Source organism: Mucilaginibacter sp. P2_D11 (genome assembly GCF_056404435.1).
In genome coordinates this window covers 185464-206665 of the sequence record NZ_JBFUEA010000005.1, presented here as the reverse complement: position 1 = coordinate 206665, position 21202 = coordinate 185464, and the positions used below count along the sequence as shown (strand labels likewise).

At 46.1% G+C, this 21202-nt stretch carries 22 protein-coding genes; 4 read left to right on the top strand and 18 right to left on the bottom strand.

Going from position 1 to position 21202, the window contains the following annotated elements:
* Positions 1–160: 160 nt before the first annotated feature.
* From kynU to AC1DXC_RS09475, 3 genes are read left to right on the top strand one after another with little or no spacing between them, the layout of a single operon-like run.
* Complete coding sequence (gene kynU / locus AC1DXC_RS09485; protein WP_477458911.1) at positions 161–1447, top strand: kynureninase; 1287 nt, start codon at positions 161–163, stop codon at positions 1445–1447.
* 6 nt (positions 1448–1453) lie between these two features.
* The gene (locus AC1DXC_RS09480) at positions 1454–2308 is read left to right on the top strand and encodes a bestrophin family protein (RefSeq protein WP_477458910.1); all 855 of its coding nucleotides are present in this window, start codon (positions 1454–1456) and stop codon (positions 2306–2308) included.
* A gap of 8 nt (positions 2309–2316) precedes the next feature.
* Positions 2317–3219, top strand: coding sequence for a histone deacetylase family protein (locus AC1DXC_RS09475; RefSeq protein ID WP_477458909.1), 903 nt, complete (start codon positions 2317–2319; stop codon positions 3217–3219).
* On the opposite strand, the gene AC1DXC_RS09470 is transcribed toward AC1DXC_RS09475, so the two are convergent.
* The 5 genes from AC1DXC_RS09470 to AC1DXC_RS09450 form a co-directional block, all read right to left on the bottom strand.
* Positions 3216–4583, bottom strand: coding sequence for an MATE family efflux transporter (locus AC1DXC_RS09470; RefSeq protein ID WP_477458908.1), 1368 nt, complete (start codon positions 4581–4583; stop codon positions 3216–3218). The two genes, AC1DXC_RS09475 and AC1DXC_RS09470, sit on opposite strands and share 4 nt — an antisense overlap.
* Before the next feature lie 90 nt (positions 4584–4673).
* On the bottom strand, positions 4674–4997 hold the full coding sequence (locus AC1DXC_RS09465) for a hypothetical protein (RefSeq protein WP_477458907.1): 324 nt from the start codon (positions 4995–4997) through the stop codon (positions 4674–4676).
* Between the two features lie 166 nt (positions 4998–5163).
* Positions 5164–5787, bottom strand: a complete 624-nt coding sequence (locus AC1DXC_RS09460; RefSeq protein ID WP_477458906.1) for an AlbA family DNA-binding domain-containing protein — start codon at positions 5785–5787, stop codon at positions 5164–5166.
* Positions 5788–5798: 11 nt separating this feature from the next.
* Positions 5799–6251: a GNAT family N-acetyltransferase gene (locus AC1DXC_RS09455; RefSeq protein WP_477458905.1), complete on the bottom strand. Its 453-nt coding sequence runs from the start codon at positions 6249–6251 to the stop codon at positions 5799–5801.
* Between the two features lie 2 nt (positions 6252–6253).
* Complete coding sequence (locus tag AC1DXC_RS09450; RefSeq protein WP_477458904.1) at positions 6254–6733, bottom strand: PaaI family thioesterase; 480 nt, start codon at positions 6731–6733, stop codon at positions 6254–6256.
* Between the two features lie 173 nt (positions 6734–6906).
* On the opposite strand from AC1DXC_RS09450, the gene AC1DXC_RS09445 reads away from it, so the two are divergent.
* Positions 6907–7113: a hypothetical protein gene (locus tag AC1DXC_RS09445; RefSeq protein ID WP_477458903.1), complete on the top strand. Its 207-nt coding sequence runs from the start codon at positions 6907–6909 to the stop codon at positions 7111–7113.
* Between the two features lie 77 nt (positions 7114–7190).
* On the opposite strand, the gene AC1DXC_RS09440 is transcribed toward AC1DXC_RS09445, so the two are convergent.
* From AC1DXC_RS09440 to mqnE, 13 genes are all read right to left on the bottom strand, one after another.
* Entirely contained in the window at positions 7191–7985 is a 795-nt protein-coding gene (locus tag AC1DXC_RS09440) for an SDR family NAD(P)-dependent oxidoreductase (protein ID WP_477458902.1), read from the bottom strand.
* Positions 7986–8265: 280 nt separating this feature from the next.
* Entirely contained in the window at positions 8266–9516 is a 1251-nt protein-coding gene (locus AC1DXC_RS09435) for a tetratricopeptide repeat protein (protein WP_477458901.1), read from the bottom strand.
* 62 nt (positions 9517–9578) lie between these two features.
* On the bottom strand, positions 9579–10691 hold the full coding sequence (locus AC1DXC_RS09430) for a tetratricopeptide repeat protein (protein ID WP_477458900.1): 1113 nt from the start codon (positions 10689–10691) through the stop codon (positions 9579–9581).
* 5 nt (positions 10692–10696) lie between these two features.
* Positions 10697–13321, bottom strand: a complete 2625-nt coding sequence (gene gyrA / locus AC1DXC_RS09425) for a DNA gyrase subunit A (protein WP_477458899.1) — start codon at positions 13319–13321, stop codon at positions 10697–10699.
* 162 nt (positions 13322–13483) lie between these two features.
* The gene (locus AC1DXC_RS09420; protein WP_477458898.1) at positions 13484–13891 is read right to left on the bottom strand and encodes a hypothetical protein; all 408 of its coding nucleotides are present in this window, start codon (positions 13889–13891) and stop codon (positions 13484–13486) included.
* Positions 13892–13893: 2 nt separating this feature from the next.
* Complete coding sequence (hemF, locus tag AC1DXC_RS09415) at positions 13894–14802, bottom strand: oxygen-dependent coproporphyrinogen oxidase (protein ID WP_477458897.1); 909 nt, start codon at positions 14800–14802, stop codon at positions 13894–13896.
* A 131-nt stretch (positions 14803–14933) separates the two neighbouring features.
* Positions 14934–16205: an MFS transporter gene (locus AC1DXC_RS09410; protein WP_477458896.1), complete on the bottom strand. Its 1272-nt coding sequence runs from the start codon at positions 16203–16205 to the stop codon at positions 14934–14936.
* Positions 16206–16329: 124 nt separating this feature from the next.
* Complete coding sequence (locus tag AC1DXC_RS09405; protein WP_477458895.1) at positions 16330–16527, bottom strand: cold-shock protein; 198 nt, start codon at positions 16525–16527, stop codon at positions 16330–16332.
* Between the two features lie 239 nt (positions 16528–16766).
* Positions 16767–17246, bottom strand: coding sequence for a hypothetical protein (locus AC1DXC_RS09400; protein ID WP_477458894.1), 480 nt, complete (start codon positions 17244–17246; stop codon positions 16767–16769).
* Positions 17247–17536: 290 nt separating this feature from the next.
* Positions 17537–18346, bottom strand: coding sequence for an SDR family oxidoreductase (locus AC1DXC_RS09395; protein WP_477458893.1), 810 nt, complete (start codon positions 18344–18346; stop codon positions 17537–17539).
* Between the two features lie 150 nt (positions 18347–18496).
* Complete coding sequence (locus AC1DXC_RS09390; protein WP_477458892.1) at positions 18497–19240, bottom strand: menaquinone biosynthetic enzyme MqnA/MqnD family protein; 744 nt, start codon at positions 19238–19240, stop codon at positions 18497–18499.
* Positions 19233–19865 carry a histidine phosphatase family protein gene (locus AC1DXC_RS09385; RefSeq protein ID WP_477458891.1) on the bottom strand — a complete coding sequence of 211 codons (633 nt, stop codon included), beginning with the start codon at positions 19863–19865 and terminating at the stop codon, positions 19233–19235. Before AC1DXC_RS09385 ends, AC1DXC_RS09390 begins: the two co-directional genes overlap by 8 nt.
* Positions 19866–19951: 86 nt before the next feature.
* Positions 19952–21145, bottom strand: coding sequence for an aminofutalosine synthase MqnE (mqnE, locus tag AC1DXC_RS09380; RefSeq protein ID WP_477458890.1), 1194 nt, complete (start codon positions 21143–21145; stop codon positions 19952–19954).
* Positions 21146–21202: the final 57 nt, after the last annotated feature.

Genomic DNA, 21202 nt, shown 5'->3' with positions numbered 1-21202 from the left:
TGGAACACCAAAATGATTGATTTCGGTTGCAATTTGCATGCTTGCAAGGCTGCGGTCACCAGCGGATCCTTCCGCGTTTTTCCGTGAAAACTCAACTATAATCCGAATATTTCAATTTAATTCGTGTGATTCCTGTCCATCTTTTTACTATAATTGACTGATGATTTACCAAAACACAGCAGCATACGCGGCGCAAATGGATGAGGAAGATGGGCTGAAGCAGTTCCGCCAACAGTTCCTCATTCCCAAACATCATGGAAGCGATGCAGTGTACTTCTGCGGCAATTCATTGGGCCTGCAGCCACGGGCGGCAAGGCAGTATATCCAAACGCAGCTTGATGCCTGGGAAGATAATGCCGTGGAAGGCTGGTTTATGGGTAACGCCCCCTGGCTAAGCTATCATAAGCAACTCATCCCCACGCTCGCTGGTATTTTAGGCGCGAACCCGGCGGAGGTTACAGTAATGAACTCGCTTACAGTAAACCTTCATTTATTGCTGGTAAGTTTCTATAAACCAACAACTAAACGCTACAAAATATTGATGGAGGCGGGGGCATTTCCCTCAGACCAGTATGCCATAGAAAGCCAGGTAAAGTTCCATGGTTTTACGCAGGCCGATGCGGTAATAGAAGTTGCACCCCGGGAGGGAGAGCTCACTTTGCGTACCGAAGATATCCTCCAACAAATAAGAGATAACGCCGCTGAACTGGCGTTGGTGATGTTCAGCGGCATAAATTACTATACGGGCCAATTCTTCGATATTGAAGCCATTACCAAAGCCGCTCAGGAGGCGGGGGCCTACGCCGGGTTCGACCTGGCGCATGCTGCGGGCAACGTGCCGCTGCACTTGCATCAATGGGGTGCCGATTTTGCCTGCTGGTGCTCGTACAAGTACATGAACTCGGGGCCGGGCGGTATCAGTGGTGCTTTCGTGCACCAAAAGCATCATACCGATACCACGCTTAACCGCTTTGCCGGCTGGTGGGGCTACCGGCAGGATAAACGCTTCCTGATGGCCCCTGGCTTTCAGCCTGAAGTGGGTGCAGAGGGCTGGAACGTAAGTACAGCGCCTATTATGCTGATGGCTTTACACAAGGCCTCGCTGGATATATTTGAGCAAGCAGGTGGGCTGCAAATGCTCCGCGCGAAGAGCGAACTGCTTACCGGCTACCTCGAATTCTTAATAAATGATCTCAATCAACGGGTAGGTTATGATGCTTACAGTATTATCACCCCTAAAAATAAAAATGAACGCGGCTGCCAGTTATCGGTGGTGTGCACCAACCATGCCAGGGCCACTTTTAATTACCTGGCGGACAGGGGCGTGATAGGCGATTGGCGCGAGCCCGACGTAATACGCCTGAGTCCCGTGCCACTTTATAATACCTTTAACGATGTTTACCGGGCTGTAGAATGCCTTTTTGAAGCCCTTACAGCTATAAAATAATACCAAATGATATACTACAACCCCAAGCAATGGTTCTCGCTGATATTCCGTTTCAACAAAGCCGATACGCTGCGTGAGCTTTTCCCGCTGATGCTGTGCGTAAGTTTGTATGCCGGTGCAGTTACTTTTTTGCTGATAGATTTTTGGCACCTGCCCGAAACCAGCATCCTGCACAAGGTTATCTACATCCATCAAACCATCGGCTTTGTGTTTTCGTTGCTGCTGGCCTTCCGCATTAACTCCGCTTACGACCGCTGGTGGGAGGGCCGCAAAATATGGGGCAGCATGGTAAACAACAGCCGCAACCTGGCCATTAAGCTGAGGCACCTGGTTAACGAGCAGGACTTTGCCTTTTTCAGGTTCGCTATACCGTTCTACTCCCGCAGCCTGCGCGACCATCTGCGCGATATTTACCAGGCCGAGGAGCAGGGCCATATCCGCGTCGACCCCAGCAAACATGTACCCAACCAGGTAGCATCGGCCATCATTGCCGAAGTTTACCGGCTTAACAAAGCCGGGCGGATAAACCCGGAGCAATTAATGAGCATAACTGCCGAAATAACCTCATTTACAGATAATTGTGGAGCCTGTGAACGCATCAGGAAAACGCCCATACCGTTCTCCTATAGCGTGTTTATCAAAAAATTCATCTTCACCTATATCATGACGCTGCCCTTTGCCTGGGCGTTCGACCTCAAGTACTTCATCATGCCCATCATCGGGTTTATCCTGTTTGTATTCGCCAGCATCGAACTCATCGCCGAAGAAATTGAAGACCCGTTCGGGTTCGATGCCAACGATTTGCCGATAGACAGCATCTGCGAAAATATCGATAAACATGTGGGCGAAATATTTTCCTGATCGCGATTATGCTCAGGATAGCTTATAGTCCCTTATACGCGCATCCTTTGCCGCCTGGGCACAGGTTCCCCATGCTGAAGTATGAACTGATACCCGAACAGCTTTTGCATGAGGGCCTGATAGGCGGGGAGAGCCTCTTCACGCCCGCTATTTTGGATGAGGCCACCATCCTCCTTACCCACGATAAAATCTATTGGGAACAGCTTCGCGATTTAAGCCTTCCGCCTAAAGAACAACGCCGCATCGGCTTCCCGTTAACCACTCAATTAGTTGAACGCGAGCTACGGATAGCACAGGGCACTATCGACGGATGCCATTATGCTTTTGAGCATGGTATAGCCTTTAACGTAGCTGGCGGCACGCACCATGCAGGCAGCAATTGGGGCGAAGGATTTTGCCTGCTGAACGACCAGGCCATCGCTGCTAATTATTTATTATCCAATAACTTATGCAAATCCATCTTAATCATCGATTTAGATGTGCACCAGGGCAATGGCACCGCGCAAGTATTTGAGCATGAGCCGCGCGTATTTACATTTTCGATGCACGGCGACAAGAACTTTCCCTTCAGAAAAGAACATTCGGACCTGGATATCCCGCTTGATGATGGCATTGGCGATGCAGAGTATCTTTCAATACTAAAAAACACCCTACCAGACTTAATAGAGCAGCAGCGACCTGATTTTATCTTCTACCTCTCAGGCGTAGATGTTTTAGCATCTGATAAGCTGGGCAAGCTGTCTTTAACCAAAGAAGGCTGCAAAGCGCGCGACCGTATGGTATTAACCGAGTGCAAAAAACGTGGCATCCCGGTACAGGTAAGTATGGGCGGCGGCTACTCGCCGGATATAAAAGATATCATAGATGCGCATTGCAATACGTTTAGGGTGGCAGATGAATTGTATTGTTAATCAATCACCACCGTCAACTTATTCCTTTTGCTTATCCGCTGAAAACGCAGGAACAGCATTACCGAGGCCGACATTAAACCGCAAACCAGCCCGTACCAAACGCCGGTAACGCCCAAGCCAAGGTGTATGCCCAACAGATAACCGATAGGCAGGCCAATAACCCAATACGATACGAATGTAATAACCGTGGGGATATTTACATCGCCTATGCCACGCAGCACGCCAAGGCCAACTACCTGCGTACCATCAAATAACTGGAAGAATGCCGCAACGATAAGTAACTGTTCTGCAATGGCTATAACGTTGTTATCTGTAGTATAAATATATGGTAAAACATGGTTGAACAACGTAAATATAATGGCTGTGCAACTCATGAAAACGATAACGATGTGGTAATTAGAGATAGCCGAAAGGCGAAGGTTATGATGATCGCCGGAGCCGAAGTAATTGCCCGACCGGACGGCCGCCGCCGCAGAAATGCCGCTGGCCATCATATACGTAATCGCCGCCAAACTGATAGCTACCTGGTGCGCTGCCTGTGGTATGGGGCCTATCATGCCGATTAATATCGCCGCAGCGCCGAAAGCGCTCACCTCAAAGGTGTATTGCAATGCTACCGGCGCGCCGATTTTTAGTATTTGCAGCCCGCGTATGCGGTCGACGTTTCGGATAGCAAAATCCTGCAGGTATTTGCGGAAGATAGGGGAGCGCAGTACGTAAAAGGCCATCACAATCGCCATAACCGAGCGATCGATAAGCGTGCTAAGCCCAACGCCACGTATGCCCATAGGAGGGATGCCAAACAAACCTTTTACAAAGGTAATGCCAAGGCAAATATTGAGCACGTTGCCCCAAATGGAAACCATCATGGCCTGTTTAGTGAAACCAAGCCCTTCGGCAAATTGCTTAAAGGTGCTGAAAATCATGAGGGGGATAAGCGAGAGGCTCAGCAAGAACAGGAAAGGCTTGGCTTGCGCCACCACCGCGGGAGATTGGTGCAGCTTATCAATAAAAGCCACAACGCCGAAATAAATCGCGCAAAATAAAATCACGGCGGCAATTACATTTAACAACAAACTATTGGATAGCAGCTTGCTGCATTCTTTATAATTGCCACGGCCATTGTTTTGCGCTATGAGCGGGGTTACGCCATAGCTAATGCCGATACCTATTACCAGCGGTACCAAAAACAGGCTACTCACCAACGATACAGCCGCAAGAGCTGTAGTGCCCGCAAAATGCCCTACGATAACAGAATCAGATACCTGCACCAGCGTATGGCCGAGTTGCGATATAACAACCGGGATAGCCAGCCTGAGGCTGTCCTTATAATAGTGCTTGTATTTGAGGTAAGTGGCTTTCATTACTAATGGGCTGCAAAAGTAATGAGTTTAATGATGCGGAGCGATAGTTTCGGATAGAAGTTGGCATAGGGTAAGTTTGAGCAATTGGTGTTACGCGATATCGCTAAAATCAAGGTGGGTAAATACACCCTCGTGATGGAGAAATACAACAATTTGTTGATTTAGCAGTAAGAAAACGAAGTCCATTGGTTCTACGAAATCTATGAAGACCCCGGAGTATTTGTCATAGTCTTTTTTAGCAAATTCAAGGTAATTGGGGTAATCAAGCAAGAACACCCTATCCATTATCCAGCTTTCGCGGGTTATGATTATAAGTTTCTCGTTTTGATATTGCAGTCCCTCAAAGCAACTATCAACAAACTGTTGTGGACTGAAATCTATCTCCATTTTCTCAAACTTATGCCAATCGCGCATATGTCGAAATTTATAATCCTTTCCGTATTTTCTAGCTAAGGCAAGAATATCGTTTTCATGCAACCTATTGTGAGGCAATGTCTCATTGCCAAAAAACTTCGAATCCATTAAGAATTCTCTTAACTCTGCAAAAGACATTACCCGGCATATATCGTCTGAAACCATCTCAGCTTGCCGTATAAAACTCTTCCTTCTCCGTGGTATGTACGCGGATAACGCCCGTAAGTACCAGGTTTACCAGTATGCGCTGGGCACGGCGGCGGCCGATGTTGAGCAGTTCGCAAAATTGTTTGATGTTGATGCGTTCGGTTTTATCCAGGTGTTGCAACAGGGCTTTTTCTTTGGAGGTATATTCTAAAAGCACGCCTTTATCGCTGGCGGATTGTTTCAGCACATCAACTACTATTTTGCTCGCCAGTACGCTTTTATCTTTCACGCGGATGTACACCCACCATTTGCCATCTTCGGCAAGGGAGTAATGTGGCTTATCTTTGCTTTCAGGGATATCTACCACCAGTACCAGTTTATCGTCCCAATAAATCTCTTCAAATACCGGTTCCAGGGCTGGGCGGCTGTAAAAATGAGCAGCTTTGGTTATCATATAACGTTCCTCATCTTCGGCTTTAACACCTTTGATGGTGCCATCATCCAACACGCCGATGAGCAGCCTGCCGCCCACGTTATTGGCGAACGATACCATGGTTTTGGCAATTTTTTCGCAACTGGTGATGGTTTTCTTAAAATCGAGCGATACGCCTTCCCCCTCAAAAATCTGTCGTTTTAAATTCATGTCCCGGTATGTTAGTCCGCTTTATAAGGCGTATGTATCTGCATCCAATTTTCGGGGTTGTTTATCCGCGTGAAACCAAACTGGCTGTAAAGGCCCTGTGCATCGGCCGTGGCCAGGCTCCATCTACGCAGGCCCTGCAATTCGGGGTGCGCCAGCAAGGTTTGTACCATCCATTTAGATAAACCTATGCCGCGGTGCGCCTCCAGCACATAAACGTCGCACAGGTAAGCAAATGTGGCCCTATCGGTTACCACACGCGCAAGGCCAACCTGCGTGCCGTTATGGTACAAACCAAAACACATAGAGTTTTCCAGCGCAATCTTAAGCTTTTCTACGGGCATCCCTTTTGCCCAGTACGATGTGTTAAGATAGCCATATATCGCGTCAAAATTAAGTTTTTCCTTGTCTGTGGAGATTTCATATCCCTTTTGCAGGAAAGCGGCATCGTTCATAAAAACAGGCATAACTATATCAGGGTTTTAGGCAGGTCAAGGTCGCGTATGTAAACTTCGTTCATTAGCGTGGCGCAAACCTCGCCGGCTTTGTTAAATATCTCCACGAGGAAAACCTTTTCGAATTTCCCCGTTACTATCAACGTTTCATAAGCTTCGGCAATATCTGCTTCGCTTAATTTTATCTCGAAAAACAAGCTGGTAAGGCCCGGTTTCAGGAAATCAATTTTAGATGATTTAGACCAGATTGCCAAACGTTTTTTGCCATCCTTATTCAATATTTGATGGAACAACACGGGGTAAAACGGATCGGCGGCGGCGAATATCGTCCCGCCGAAGATAGAGCCGTTGTAGTTTTTATTGAGCAGGCTTTTGGCAATTTTCACCCTTACGCCGGTGAAGCCTTTATCGAAACCGATGACCCATATCCGCTGAAAAAGGAGGGGAGGGTAGAAGCGCATTACCCATTTCAACGTATTTTCTGATACTAACATCTGCGTTAAATATCAGAAAAATATCGTGCAATAGGGTAGGCTCGTACCAAGAATTTTATTGCGTGTAATTTTAGATTTGTTTCCTTTTACGAAATTTTATAAAACAATTGATACATTGACGAGTTATAACATGCAAGAAACATTTAGTTGAACACACAAAAATGATATCTAGCATGAAAAAGAAAATCTTAAGTTTCGCGTTAGTCGCGACGATGATAGGCGCAATTGCAACGGGCTGCGGTTCTGCCAAAGAAGCCAGTGGCTCGGACACCTCGGGCACCAAATCAGATACATCTGCTACCATGAGCACACCGACAAGGGATACCACGATGAAAAGCGACACCGGCAAATCTGACACTACCAAACGTACTCCGCAGTAAGCTTAGTGGTTAAACATAAAATAAAGAATGCCCGACAGGATTTGCCGGGCATTCTTTATTTTATTTGAATTATGTTCTTAGAAAGCCGTTTTGATAACGCCACCATCGGCGCGTAGTGTTGCGCCATTGGTTGCCGCAGATAATGGGCTGGCTATATAAACCACCATATTGGCAATTTCTTCGGTAGTGATAAAGCGCTTAAGCAGCGATGTGCCACGCATATTGGCGAAGAATTCTTTCTCCATCTCGGCATCGGTAAAACCTTGCTCGCGAGCTACGGCTTTGATAAATTCACTTACGCCTTCGGATGCGGTTGGGCCGGGCAACACGGTATTTACAGTTACGCCGGTGTTCACAGTAAGTTCGGCCAGGCCACGTGCTACCGAGATTTGGGCCGTTTTGGTCATGCCATAGTGTATCATTTCTGCAGGTATCTGCACGCCCGATTCGCTGGATATAAAAATAATTCGCCCCCAATTCTTAGCCAGCATTTTATCGAAGTAAGCCCTGGATAAACGCACGCCGCTCAGCACGTTCACTTCGAAGAATTTGAACCATTCTTCATCCGGGATATCCTTAAATGATTTCGGGTCGAAGATACCTACGTTATTGACCAGGATATCTACTTCGGGCAATTGGCTTATCAGGTTATCAACCTGCTTTACGTCGGCAAAATCTGCCGCAATGCCCGTGATGTTGCTGTTGCCGGTTTCTGCGATTAGTTTCTCTATCGTTGCCTTAACGCGGTCGTAGCTACGGCCGTTTACAATTACCTGTGCGCCTTCAGCTGCAAATAATTTTGCTATGGCGTAACCAATGCCTGCCGTAGAACCCGTAACCAGGGCAATCTTGTCTTTTAATTTCAAATCCATAGTGGTGATGTTTTATGGAAGCAAGTGTAGAAAATTACCCAGATAAAATCCTTAAAATCATTACAATATGGTGCTTTACTGACATAATTGGTACTGCCGCAATATCTGCCTGGTTTTTAGGTATAATACCATATAACTTATCAACAACTGATTTCCCCAAATTATTCCAATAATTAATATTATGTTAAGTAAAGGGTTTTTTAAGCCTGCCAATAACAATTCCCTCTAACGCAAAAAGCCACCCCTTTCGAGATGGCTTTCTATATGAGTTGATAATGGATTACTCTTTAATGGCATCCATTATTTTAGAGTACTTATCTACGTTAGGTTGATCTTTTTTGCCACGGTAGTAAGTTATCAGGTTTGCTAAAGCATCCCGTGACTTTGGCCTCAAGTCTACTGCCTTTTGCAGGAAAGGTTTAGCAGCATCGAACTGCGTGCTTGCTTTTGCCATTAACACATCGTATTGTTTTTGTGCGGCAGCTGTTCCGGGCAGGTTATTTGCAGTGTTGAATGAATCGATAGCCGGTGTCAATAAAATGTACCCCAGGTTAAGGTTAGCTTCAAAATAGTTCGGATCTATCTCCAGGGCTTTTTTGTACATATCGGCAGCCTTGCCGTAATCTTCGGTTGCTTTTGCTTTTAAGGCATTTTTGCCTGCTACATCTTTGGTGCCTTTTACTTTACCGGACGCAAGGTCGCCGGATTGTGAATAAACCAGGCCCGCGTAGTAATACAAATCTTTGTTTTTAGGGTCGTTGGTGATAGCAGAATTAATCTTATCCAACACTTGCTGAGATTTGCCGCTTTGCAGGGCTATCTCTATCTCCTTTTTGCGCAAAGTAGAGCTATTTGGATATTTAACAAGCCCTTCTGAAATAGCTTTCAAAGCACCTGTGGTATCTTTGCTAACCAGGTACATGCCCGATAGCTCATCGTATATACGCTCGCCGTTAGAATATTTGGTGGTAACCAGTTTGCTGTAATTAGCAATAGCGGCCGGGTAGTTTTTTGAGTTGTACGCGGCAAGGCCGGTGTAATAAATGGCGGTAGTATCTTCGGGTAATATGCTGCGATAGTAATCAAAGGCCTTGTAAGCTACGTCATATTGCGCAGCCTGGTACGCATTAACCCCTGCTGTTAGCTGGTATTGGGCCAATGCCAGGTTGCCTTCGCTTATAATCTTAGAATATTCATTCTTCGTATCAAGTTCCTTGGCTTTCTTCAGGGCCTCTTCGGCGGTGCCGAACAATGTTGTGGCTGTAGCCGGAGTTTTTTCCTGGATGGCAAGGTTGGCGTAGATGGCGCCTTTCAATGCATAAGCTTGAGGCCAGGTTGCTGTTTTAGGGTTGGCGATGGCTTTGTCTATAGACGCCTGCGCGTTGGCAAGAGCAGTTGTTGCAAGCGTGCCCTGTTTGATAAGCTGGAACTTCTCAAATTCGCTTTGTGCGTTGTTCACGTCGCCTTTTTGGGCAAACGCAGTTACCGAAATAAGGCCCAATAGGCCCGCTATCAAAAATTTAATTTTCATTTTAAATAGTTTTTGTATTTAAGTTGATGGATAGCGGCCACGAAATGCGCCACAACCCAAGTTTAGTTGGTTACTTGCTTTAATTGGTTAGTTACCCTCCCCAACTGGGTGTCGTTGCCGGTTTTTTTGTAGGCCAATTGCAAAAGGGTTAAACAGTTCTTATCTCGTGGTGCCATTTCGTTAGCTTTTTCGAGCCATAATATAGCACTGGTGATATTCTTATCGTCGGTGTTATTTCCTTTCGTACTTTTTTTGAAGTACAGCAAGCCGAGGTTAAACACTGGCTCATAAGCCGTACCGTTCAATTCTATGGCCCTAAGATATAAAGATTCTGCCTTATCGTACAGATTTAATTGATCGTAGCAATTTGCCGCCACGAATGCGATATCGGCACTGGTGGGGTTATTGTCTATCAAAGCGCCCAACAATGGTTCTAACGATTTATAGTCTTTTTTGTTGTTGTAGATGTTGGCCTCGTCCTGCAGCAGCTGCTTATCTGCCGGCTGTTGCCTGCGGCCTTTCTTCAACACCTGCAGAGCCTTAGCCGTATCCCCCATCGATTTATAGATAGACGATGCAATGGCGATATACTCTATGCGGCTACTATCGGCATTGATAAGGTTGCTGTAATTTTTAGCGGCTTCTGCCAGGTTGCCCTGCTTGCTGTTGGCGTAAGCAATATAGGTATTTACCGGCCTGAATGCCGGCGCATATGCCTTGGCTTTCTGGAAAGCTACGGATGCCTTTACAAAGTCGTTATTGTTGCTGGCCTGGAAACCGCGGCGTATATAGGCATCGGCCAGGCAGCGCCTGGCGTAATCAAGCTCGGGCACGAATTTAAACGCTTTCTGTTTTGCCGATAGTTTATCGAACAAGGCGGCGGTCTGATCCAGGAATGGCTCGGGCTGGTTAAGCTTGTTGAGCGAATCGGTATTCAAAATGCTCGCGTTTACGATAAGGCGGTACATGTTCTTTTCCAGATCGCTGGAATCTGAGCGTGTTACAACGAGGCTATCTGCCGATTTCTTGGCTCTCGCCAAATAAGCCAGGTCGTTTTTTTGCTTGTAAAAAGCAAGGTTGTTTACCACTGCCTTTAACGCTTCTGATTGCCCAAAAGCCAAAGATGTGGTAAACAACCCTAAAACCAGTAATATGAGCTTACGGTTATGCTGCATAAGTATTATTCTGTTTTGTCGTCTGCTTCAGGCTCCTCTCCTGCTGCATCGGTATTGTCAGTTGGTTCAGTACTTGTTGTTTCGGCAGCCGGTGCATCAGTTGATGGAACTGCATCGGCACCAGCCTCAGCAACAATTGCCGAATTATCCAGCTCCTCGTCCTCATCATGATCTACTTTTGCTACCGAAGCAATCTCATCATTGCCTTTCAGCGTAATAAGCTTCACCCCTTGCGTTGCGCGCCCCATGGTACGCAGTTCGCCAATAGCAATGCGGATAATTACGCCCGATTTATTGATGATCATCAGATCTTCTTTATCAGTAACACCTTTTATGGCAACAAGTTTTCCGGTTTTTTCGGTAATGTTAAGCGTTTTTACACCCTTACCGCCACGGTTGGTAACACGGTAGTCGTCGATATCGGTACGTTTGCCGTAGCCTCTTTCTGATACCACCAATACGGTAGTTTCTTTATCGTCGATAGCTATCATGCCTACTACTTCGTCGTTATCGCTGTCTAAGCTGATACCGCGTACACCTGTTGCGGTACGGCCCATCGGCCTAACGGTAGATTCGTTGAAGCGTATGGCACGACCCGATTGCAGCGCCATTACGATCTCGCTGCTGCCGGTGGTCAAAGTTGCCTCTAATAACGAATCGCCTTCGTTGATGTTGATGGCGTTGATGCCATTTGCACGCGGACGCGAGTATGCCTCTAAAGATGTTTTTTTGATAACACCCTTTTTGGTACACATAATAATGAAGTTGTTCTCCAGGTAATCTTTATCCTTAAGTGTTTTAAGCTTGATGTAAGCCTTGATGTTCTCTTCCTTAGGGATATTGATGATATTTTGGATGGCGCGACCCTTAGAGGTGCGCGTACCTTCAGGAATTTCGAATACGCGTAACCAGAAACATTGTCCGCTCTCAGTAAAGAACAGCATGTAGTTGTGGTTAGATGCGATGAACAGGTGCTCGATAAAGTCGGCATCGCGGCTGTTACTGCCTATGCTGCCTTTACCACCCCTGCCCTGCCTGCGGTACTCGGTAAGTGAAGTACGTTTGATATAACCTTCGCGCGAGATGGTGATAACCACATCCTCATCTTCGATGAAGTCTTCGGTTTGCATTTCTGCCGACGAGTGTACCATTTCGGTTTTACGCTCGTCGCCGTATTTGGCTTTAATATCTAAAAGCTCGTCTTTGATGATCTGCATGCGCAGGCTTTCATCGGCCAGGATAGATTTCAGGTAATCGATGGTTTTCATCAAAGCATCGTACTCATCTTTTATCTTATCACGCTCCAGGCCTGTTAAACGCCTTAAGGTCATATCCAAAATGGCACGAGCCTGTATATCGCTCAGGTTGAAGTTTGCCATTAAGCCTTCGCGGGCTTCATCCGGGGTGGATGATGCGCGTATCAGGCGGATAACTTCCTCAATATGATCGAGCGCTATAAGTAAGCCTTCTAAAATGTGCGCACGTTTTTCGGCTTCGGCCAGTTCGTACTTGGTGCGGCGGATAACTACCTCGTGCCTGTGCTCCACAAAATGGTGGATCAGGTCCTTCAGGTTAAGCATCATCGGCCTGCCGTGTACCAGCGCGATATTGTTTACGCTGAACGAAGTTTGCAGCGCGGTATATTTGTAAAGGTTATTGAGCACGATGGCTGCATTGGCATCGCGTTTTATCTCGTACACTACACGTATGCCTTCGCGGTTACTTTCGTCGCGGATGGCGGTGATGCCTTCGATTTTCTTTTCGTTTACCAATTCGGCGGTACGCTCAATCATCAGCGCTTTGTTTACCTGGTAAGGCACTTCGCTAACGATGATGCGTTCGCGTTCGCCATTATAGGTTTCAATCTCGGCACGTGCGCGAATTACTACACGGCCACGACCTGTTTCCAGTGCCTGGCGGGGGCCTTCGAACCCGTAGATAATACCGCCTGTAGGGAAATCGGGGCCTTTAACATAGGTCATCAGTTCCGATATCTCAATGCTGCGGTTATCTATCAACGCTATGGTAGCATCAACAATTTCTGATAGATTGTGCGGGGCCATGTTGGTGGCCATACCTACCGCAATACCACTTGCGCCGTTCACCAAAAGGTTGGGGAATTTTGCTGGTAGTACAGTCGGCTCGTGCAGGGAGTCGTCGAAATTGAGTTGGAAATCGATGGTATCTTTGTTGATATCAGCCAGCATCTCTTCGGCAATCTTCTCCAGGCGTGCCTCGGTATAACGCATCGCTGCAGGCTGGTCGCCATCTATAGAGCCGTAGTTGCCTTGGCCTTCTACAAACGGGTAGCGCAGGCTCCAGTCCTGTGCCATACGTACCATGGCATCGTACACAGATGTATCGCCATGCGGGTGATATTTACCCAGCACCTCGCCTACTATACGGGCCGATTTTTTGTACGGCTTGTTATTGTATAAACCCAGATCAAGCATGCCATACAATACGCGCCTGTGAACCGGTTTTAAACCGTCGCGTACGTCGGGCAGGGCCCTTGATACGATTACCGACATTGAATAATCAATGTAGGCAGATCGCATTTCTTCATCAATATTTATCGAAATTATTCTGTCTTCTTGGTGCGGATTATCGTTTTCTGTCTCTTCGGCCATTTGTTTTTCTTAATGGAAAATATAATCTGTATTAGCGTGTAAAATTGGTTTTTTTATACGACCTGCGAAGTTAAGAATTTATATGGCAACAGGGCAATTTTTTACTAACATTCGCCCCTTTTTTACACGTTCTAAGGGTAAAAAAACGGTTACCATTGAGCTTTAGCGGCTTACTTTTTTCCAGTATTCCTGCACCCTGGTGCCGTTGGGTAAGGTGCCTTTAAAGGTGAGCGTATCGTGGTTGATGCGGTACTTATACTGCACGGTTATGTTGAGCGTTTTGGAGGGTTCGCGACTGTAAGTTTGTGTTTCGAAACAGGTGCTATCATTGGGTAAAGCGTATTTGCCCTGCTCGTAAACGATGGTATCTTGCCCTGGTTCAATAAAGGTGGCCTCGTACTCTGCATCGTTATAGCGGCGTTGGAGTTTGTAGTCTTTTGAGGCTGCTTCGGCTTTGTTGTTGTAGATGCCGCCGGCGTATTCGTAGGTGCCCTCCAACGTAGCAAACGGTCGGAAAGCCATCAGTACGGCAACAAGAAAAAGTGTAGGGAATACTATTTTCTTTACCATATTTATACCCAATTGATACCTTTTTTTAGCAACGATAAAGTCCGCTCCTCTTCGCTGCCGGGTTCGGCATGGTAATCATATACCCATTTTGCGGTTGGTGGCAGGCTCATCAGTATCGATTCGATACGGCCATTCGTTTCCAGCCCGAAGCGGGTGCCGGCATCGTACACCAGGTTGAATTCGGTATAGCGGCTACGGCGCTGGTATTGCCATTGCTGTTGCTCTGGCGTAAACTCTTTATAGCGGTTGCGGTTCACCAACTCAGTATAGGTTGGGATAAAGGAACGGCCGAGTACTTTAGAGAACTCGAATATCATCTCCCAGTTCATCTCTTCGTTGGCCGTGAGCCTGTCGTAAAAGATACCGCCGATGCCACGGGTTTCGTCGCGGTGTTTGATGAAGAAGTAATCATCGGCCCATATTTTGAAACGGTGGTAAAACTCATCGCTGAAATGATCGCACACGTTTTTTATCTGTTGGTGGAAGAAACGCGCGTCTTCGTCTACCACATAATGCGGGGTAAGGTCGATTCCGCCACCAAACCAATGCACCGGGGTTTCGCCCGTATCGGTTGGCATCTCGAAATACCGTATATTCATGTGAATAATAGGCACCAACGGATGGTTTGGGTGTATCACAATGGATACGCCCGTAGCGAAGAAATCTTCCTGCTCTACATTTAGCGCCTTTTTCATTGTGTGTGGCAGCTTGCCATGCACGGCAGAGAAATTAACGCCACCCTTTTCGAATATATTGCCATTCTGGATTACCCGGGTACGGCCTCCCCCGCCGCCATCGCGTTCCCAAACCTCTTCTTCGAATTTGGCCAGTCCATCGGCAGCTTCGAGGGCCGCACAAATCTCGTCCTGTATCTCGCGGTAACCGGCAGCTATTTGTTCTTTACTAATCATTAAGTTTTAATTAGTGATTTAGTGAATTATTGATTTATTGAATCACCTTCGGCAAAATTAAACAAAGTATTGATTTGGATAAATGCAGTTATTCACAACACACTCATTACATCGGCAGTCGGTTAATTGTTTCAACTAATTCCGGCTTCTTCTTCTACGTAATCGAGGTCTTTCCCGAAACTTTCTTTTAACCGGCTTAACGAAAACAATGCCAGCGCGGTAACAATAAACATCATTACATAACCACTTTTTAAGATACTGGAATCCTTGCCGCCGTGCACTGTAAAATATTTTACAAATGCCTCGAAAAGGATAGTGATGGGAATAAGCGCACCCCTTACAAAATTGGGTACTGTAGTGGTAACCGTAGCGCGGATGTTAGTACCAAACTGCTCTGACGCAATAGTAACAAATGTTGCCCAGTAACCTACCGAGAAGCCCATGAACAGGCATAGCCAGATAAACTGCTGCTCGGTAATGCCGTATGCATTTAAATATAAAATTACGCTGATAAGCGACAGCACCTGAAACACAAACATGGTTAATTTGCGCGATTTGGTTAACTGGGCAAACAGCCCTGCAAAAAGATCACCGATAGAGATACCAATGTACGACCACATAATACCATTACCGGCTAACAGCGGCTTGGGAGCACCAAGCTCCCGGCCAAACTCTGGCGATTGGGTTATTAGTATCCCCACCACAAACCATAGCGGCATACCTATCAGGATACAATGGAGGTACTTAAAAAAGCGCTGTTTATTGGTGAAGAGCATTAATATATTGCCCTTTTTTACCTTGCTTTCGGCTACATTTTTAAACATGCCCGATTCAAATGTACCTATTCGGAGCAGTAGCAATAAAATGCCAAGCCCGCCGCCAATGAAGTACGCATTTCGCCAACCGAACTTGGTTGCTACAAGATTTGCTGCCACCGCGCCGAAAAGACCAACCACTGCCACCATCATGGTGCCATAACCCCGGTTTTCTTTGCTTAATGTTTCGCTTACAAGCGTAATGCCTGCACCAAGTTCGCCTGCAAGGCCAATTCCTGCTATTAAACGGATCACGGCGTAGGTGTTTACGTCATGAACCAGCCCGTTTGCAAAATTAGCTATCGAGTATAAAAGGATAGAACCGAACAAAACCTTTATACGGCCAAGCTTATCCCCCAGTATCCCCCACAGAACGCCGCCCAATAGCAGCCCGCCCATTTGCATGTTAATTACATATTCGCCCTGTAAACGCAGGTCTGCTGCAGCAACGCCAATATCTGTGAGGCTTGCTTTGCGCACAATGCCAAATACCAGCAAATCGTAAATATCTACGAAGTAGCCCAATGAGGCTACAATAACCAGGAAGATGGCGTTTTTGGTAAGTTTTGCGGGAGCGGCGGTAGTCATTATTAATTAAAGGTTTTAAATTGGTTGGCTAATGTAGATAAAGCCGACAATGTTGCCTAATTTTTCGAACAAAAAAACCCCCGCTTTTTTCGCGGAGGTTGATATATCTTCTCAGGGATTTACTTTACACTTTCTTTACGTTTACGGCTTGCAGGCCTTTACGGCCGTCTTCAACATCATATTCAACGTTGTCGTTGTCCTTTATGGCGTTAACGCCGCCTTGTACATCCTTAAAATGTACGAAAAGGTCCTTCCCCTCCTCGGTGACAATAAAGCCGTAGCCTTTCTGGGTGTTAAACCATTTTACTTTTCCAGTTTTCATAATATTAGTATAATCGAATTAAAATTTGGTTAGCGATCAGTAAGTAATTCAACTGGTTATAAAAAAAGCTTAATAATCAATTATAGAATGTACAACTATCTTTTCAAATATATAAAATTATTAATAACCAAATAAAATTATTTATGCAAGTTAAAAAAACGTAAAAGTTTGGTTAAAACAACAATAGCCACCCAAATTGGGCGGCTATTGTTACATAGGCAATGTAGGTGCCTGGTAAATTATTTTATGGTTTTGAAGAAGTAAACGCCGGCACCTGGTGTTACGCGTACCAATACTTCTTTGTCGTCTTTCGAAAGATCTACGAAGTAAACTGTGCTATCGAAGCTGTTGTCGTCGCCGGTTTCTAATTGGATCACTTCTTTAGCGAAGTAACCTTCGTATTTAGCAGCAATTTCTTTCCTTGCTTTTTCAGGCAATGCTTTAAACTGAACGTTCTGGGTTACGCCGATCAACTCGCCGCGCAGGTTGTAGAAAGCTGACATTTTAACGTCATCTAAAGTAAAGGTTACTTTTTGGAAGGTAGTGCTTACTTTCCAGCTTACGTTCTCAGCACGAGCGTAATCGCTGTTGAATTTTGAGATGGCGGCGTAAGTTACGTTTTCGGTACCGTCATCGGTTTTGATTGCGCTGGTAGCAGCATATATGTTGGTAGTGAACAAGCTGGCAGCGATGGCAAGGGTTATAAATATCTTTTTCATGGCTTTTAAATTTTATATTTTTTAATTGTTTTATTTCTTATTTACATAACAAAAGTACGTATGTATTGAATATATTCCAAATTAATGTCAATTATTGTGACAATTTGATAATATATGCATCAAAAATATGAAAATTTAAAAAACAAAGCAGATACTTAGTGTATAATTGACATTATCTCAATAAAAACACTCTATACTTATTGTAAAAAGTACACTAAGTGGTTTTTGGGACAAATAATACATGTGTTTGTGACATTTATTTGACAAAAACCGCGTTTTTAGGCTAAAAATCAACCATTGTCGGCAAAACCCGGGTAAAGCGTCATACCGCCATCAACGAAAATGGTAGTGCCGGTGATGTAATCTGCATCGTCTGATACCAGCCAAGCGGCCAGTTTTCCTACATCGGCGGGCTGCCCTATCCTATTATAAGGTATAAGTTCCAAAAGTTTTTGTAAAGCTTCGGGCGTTTCCCAGGCGGTCTTATTTATTGGGGTTTGGATAGCTCCCGGGGCAATGCCTGCCACCCTTATTTTATGCGGCGCCAGTTCCTGCGCTATGCTTTTCATGAACATACTGATGCCGCCCTTGCTGGCCGCATAGTTTACGTGCCCCGCCCACGGGATAACCTCGTGCACGCTGCTCATGCAGATGATCTTACCTGCCGCCACGCTCCGTTTCTCCACCACTCCCCTTTTGATGAACTCCCTGGCGGCCTCGCGCGAGCACAGGAACTGGCCTGTAAGGTTGATATTAATAACGGTGTTCCATTGCTCCAAAGTCATGTCTACAAACTTCGCATCTTTTTGCAGGCCGGCGTTGTTCACCAATATATCTACCGTGCCGTACTTTTTAATGGCGGCGGCAAACATGGCTTTCACCTCGTCCTCCTTACTTACATCGCATTGGTAAGGGAATGCTTTGCCACCCGCTTCTTTAATAGTGTTCACCACCTCATCGGCAGCAACCTGGTTATGTGCATAGTTGATAAGCACTTTTGCGCCGGCTTCTGCCAGCGCAATGGCTACCGCTTTGCCTATGCCGCTATCAGAACCGGTTACGATGGCGGCCTGGCCTTTGAGTTTTTGTGGTGTTTTCATGCTAATGCTGTAGAACAATGAAGATACAGCAATAAGGTTTCAGATAAAAACCAATTTGGGGGATTATTTCGCGATTGGGGGTCACGCAAAGCCGCGAAGACGCAAAGAACTATAGACTCTTTAAATTACGGCTTCGCGAAAAAAAACTTATCACAGTGCTTTTATATAATCCAAAAACAGATAAAGCGCTTTCTTCTTATCCTCCGTCAGGTCGAAATCCAGGCGGTGCATCAGGTAATCTTCCAGGTCGAAGTCGGCGCGATGGGGTAATTCTTTGAGCAATTCCATACGATGCGCAAGGCCGTGGCGCAGGGCGTTGTTGAAATCGCGGATGAAATCTTCGGGAATGGGTTTGTTGGCTATCCAGGCGGCGAATACGAAAGGCAAGCCGGTGAATTTTTGCCACTCGGCCGATAAATCGTACACAAAAGGGTATTTATCGGTTTTACCGAAGGTGCGGTCGCCAATCTGTACGAATGCAGTTTGACTGTCGGCAGATGCGCCGTAATCCGGTGCATCTTTCACCAAATTCGGGCTTACCTGCCAAAAGTTTTTAAGCAGCACGCGGGCAAGATTGTTAGAGCTGCGCGATTGCGGGTCGAGCTGCACAGTCTTCACGTCTTTAATATCGCAATTGCTGAAGATAAACACCGAATTAACAGCCCCAACAGCCCCGATGCAGTAAGCAGAAATAATTTCCCACTGCGGCAGGCTTAGGGTAGCGGCTACGGGTATCAGCCCGATGTCGGCTTTATCGTCAATCAATTTCTGGGCGCAATCGGAGGGCATATCCAGGCTTAGATCGATATCATTGATAATAGCGGAGTGCTGTAATCCGTATAAAAAGGGCTTGGTGTTAGTATAACTAACGGCAGATATCCTGATCTTATTCACTTAAGCGTTCTGTAGTTTTTAGATGCGCGGCGTTATTGAAATCTACTATTTCGAATTTGCTGCCATCATAAATCAATTTATAAAGCACCAGGTTTTGGTGTGGAAAAGTGTCCATTTCTGTTAATGGCTTTTCGGTAAGTAGGCAAAGCAACAGGCGCATAGCGCGACCATGCATGCATATCAATACAGTTTTCTCTTCGGGGTGGCTCATGATTACATCCATAGCCTCCAGCTGGCGCACTTTTACTTCGTTGGGGCTTTCTCCTCCTTCAAATTTCACATCCAGGTTGCCGGCTACCCAGTCGCGCATTACATGTAGGAACTCGGCCTTCAGCTCCGGCGAAGCCGCCTGGCCTTCGTGTATGCCCCAGGCTAACTCATCCAAACCCGAGAGTTTTTCAAAGGGTAGGCCTGTGTCTATAAAAGGCTGCACGCTTTGTTGCGTACGCTTTAAGGCTGATACGTATATCTTATCAAAAGGCACATCGCCGTAGGCCGCAAAAAACTGCCGCGCCTGTAAGCGGCCCTCCTCGTTCAGGTCGGTATCTTTACCACGGCCCTGTATAATGCCCGCCTTATTCAGGTCGGTTTGGCCGTGGCGTACGATGTATAATATTTTATTCATTGAGTTATTGGGTCATTGAGTCATTGGATTTATCGGGTAATCGCGCCAAACAAAATAATGACTCAATGACCCAATGATACAATGACCTAATTTATTACCGGCAGTTTGTAATACTTCGGTTTTTCGGTTTCCTCGAACTGATAATCATTATAATCCGTCACTACGTTATATAATGTATCTCGCTCTATAGGGTACCGGCCGGCGTTCTTTATTAGCTCTACCAGTTGTTTGGTGCTCATTGCCGGGTGCTGTTCTTCGGCGCCAGCCATACTGTATATCTTGGTAGTATCGTCCAGCGTGCCATCGATATCGTCTACGCCAAAATTGAGCGACAGCTGCGCCGTGGTACGGCTTATCATGGCCCAGTAGGCCTTTATGTGGTCGAAGTTATCCAGGTAGATGCGGGCGATGGCGTAGTTGCGCAGATCTTCCACCACGGTAGTTTCGGGCACGTGGCTCATCTGGTTATCCTGGTTGCGGAATTTCAGCGGGATAAAGGTTTGGAAGCCGCCGGTACGGTCCTGCAATTCACGCAGGCGTTCCATGTGGTCTACCCTGTGCCAGTATTTTTCTATATGGCCGTAAAGCATGGTTGCATTAGATCGCATGCCTATTTTATGCCACTCTTCGTGTATGGCCAGCCATTGGTCGCCAGTACACTTATCTTTGGCTATCAGGTCGCGCACCTCGGGGTGGAAGATTTCCGCACCGCCGCCGGGAATAGATTCCAGCCCTGCATCCTTCATCAGCTGCATGCCGGTAGCGTAATCTATCTTAGCTTTCTTAAAGATGTAGTGGTATTCTACCGGCGTAAGCGCTTTTACATGCAAATCAGGGCGATGTTGTTTTATGCGCGTGAAAAGTTCGCTGTAAAAAGCAACATCGTACTGCGGAAGTACCCCGCCTACAATATGCACCTCGGTAACGGGCTGGCCATCGTATTTGAATACGATATCCATCATCTCGTCCATCGTGTACTCCCAGCCCTCGCTGCGTTGTTTCAGCAGGCGCGAGTAAGAGCAGAATTTGCAATCGTAAACACAAAGATTGGTGGGTTCGATATGGAAATTGCGGTTGAAATAGGTTTTGTCGCCGTGTTTCTGCTCGCGTATATAGTTAGCCAGTATGCCCAGGTAGCCAAGTTCGGCTTTCTCGTAAAGCAGCACGCCTTCATCGAAAGTGATGCGCTGCTTGTTAAGTACTTTTTGGGCTATGGCCTTAAGTTCGGGTAAAAGCTGCGGGTTATTTAGCAGTATCCTGAAATTCTCTGATACCTCCATTATTAGAAAAATAGTTTAAGCAAAGGTAGCAAAATACAGCGATTTTATAAGCTCAGT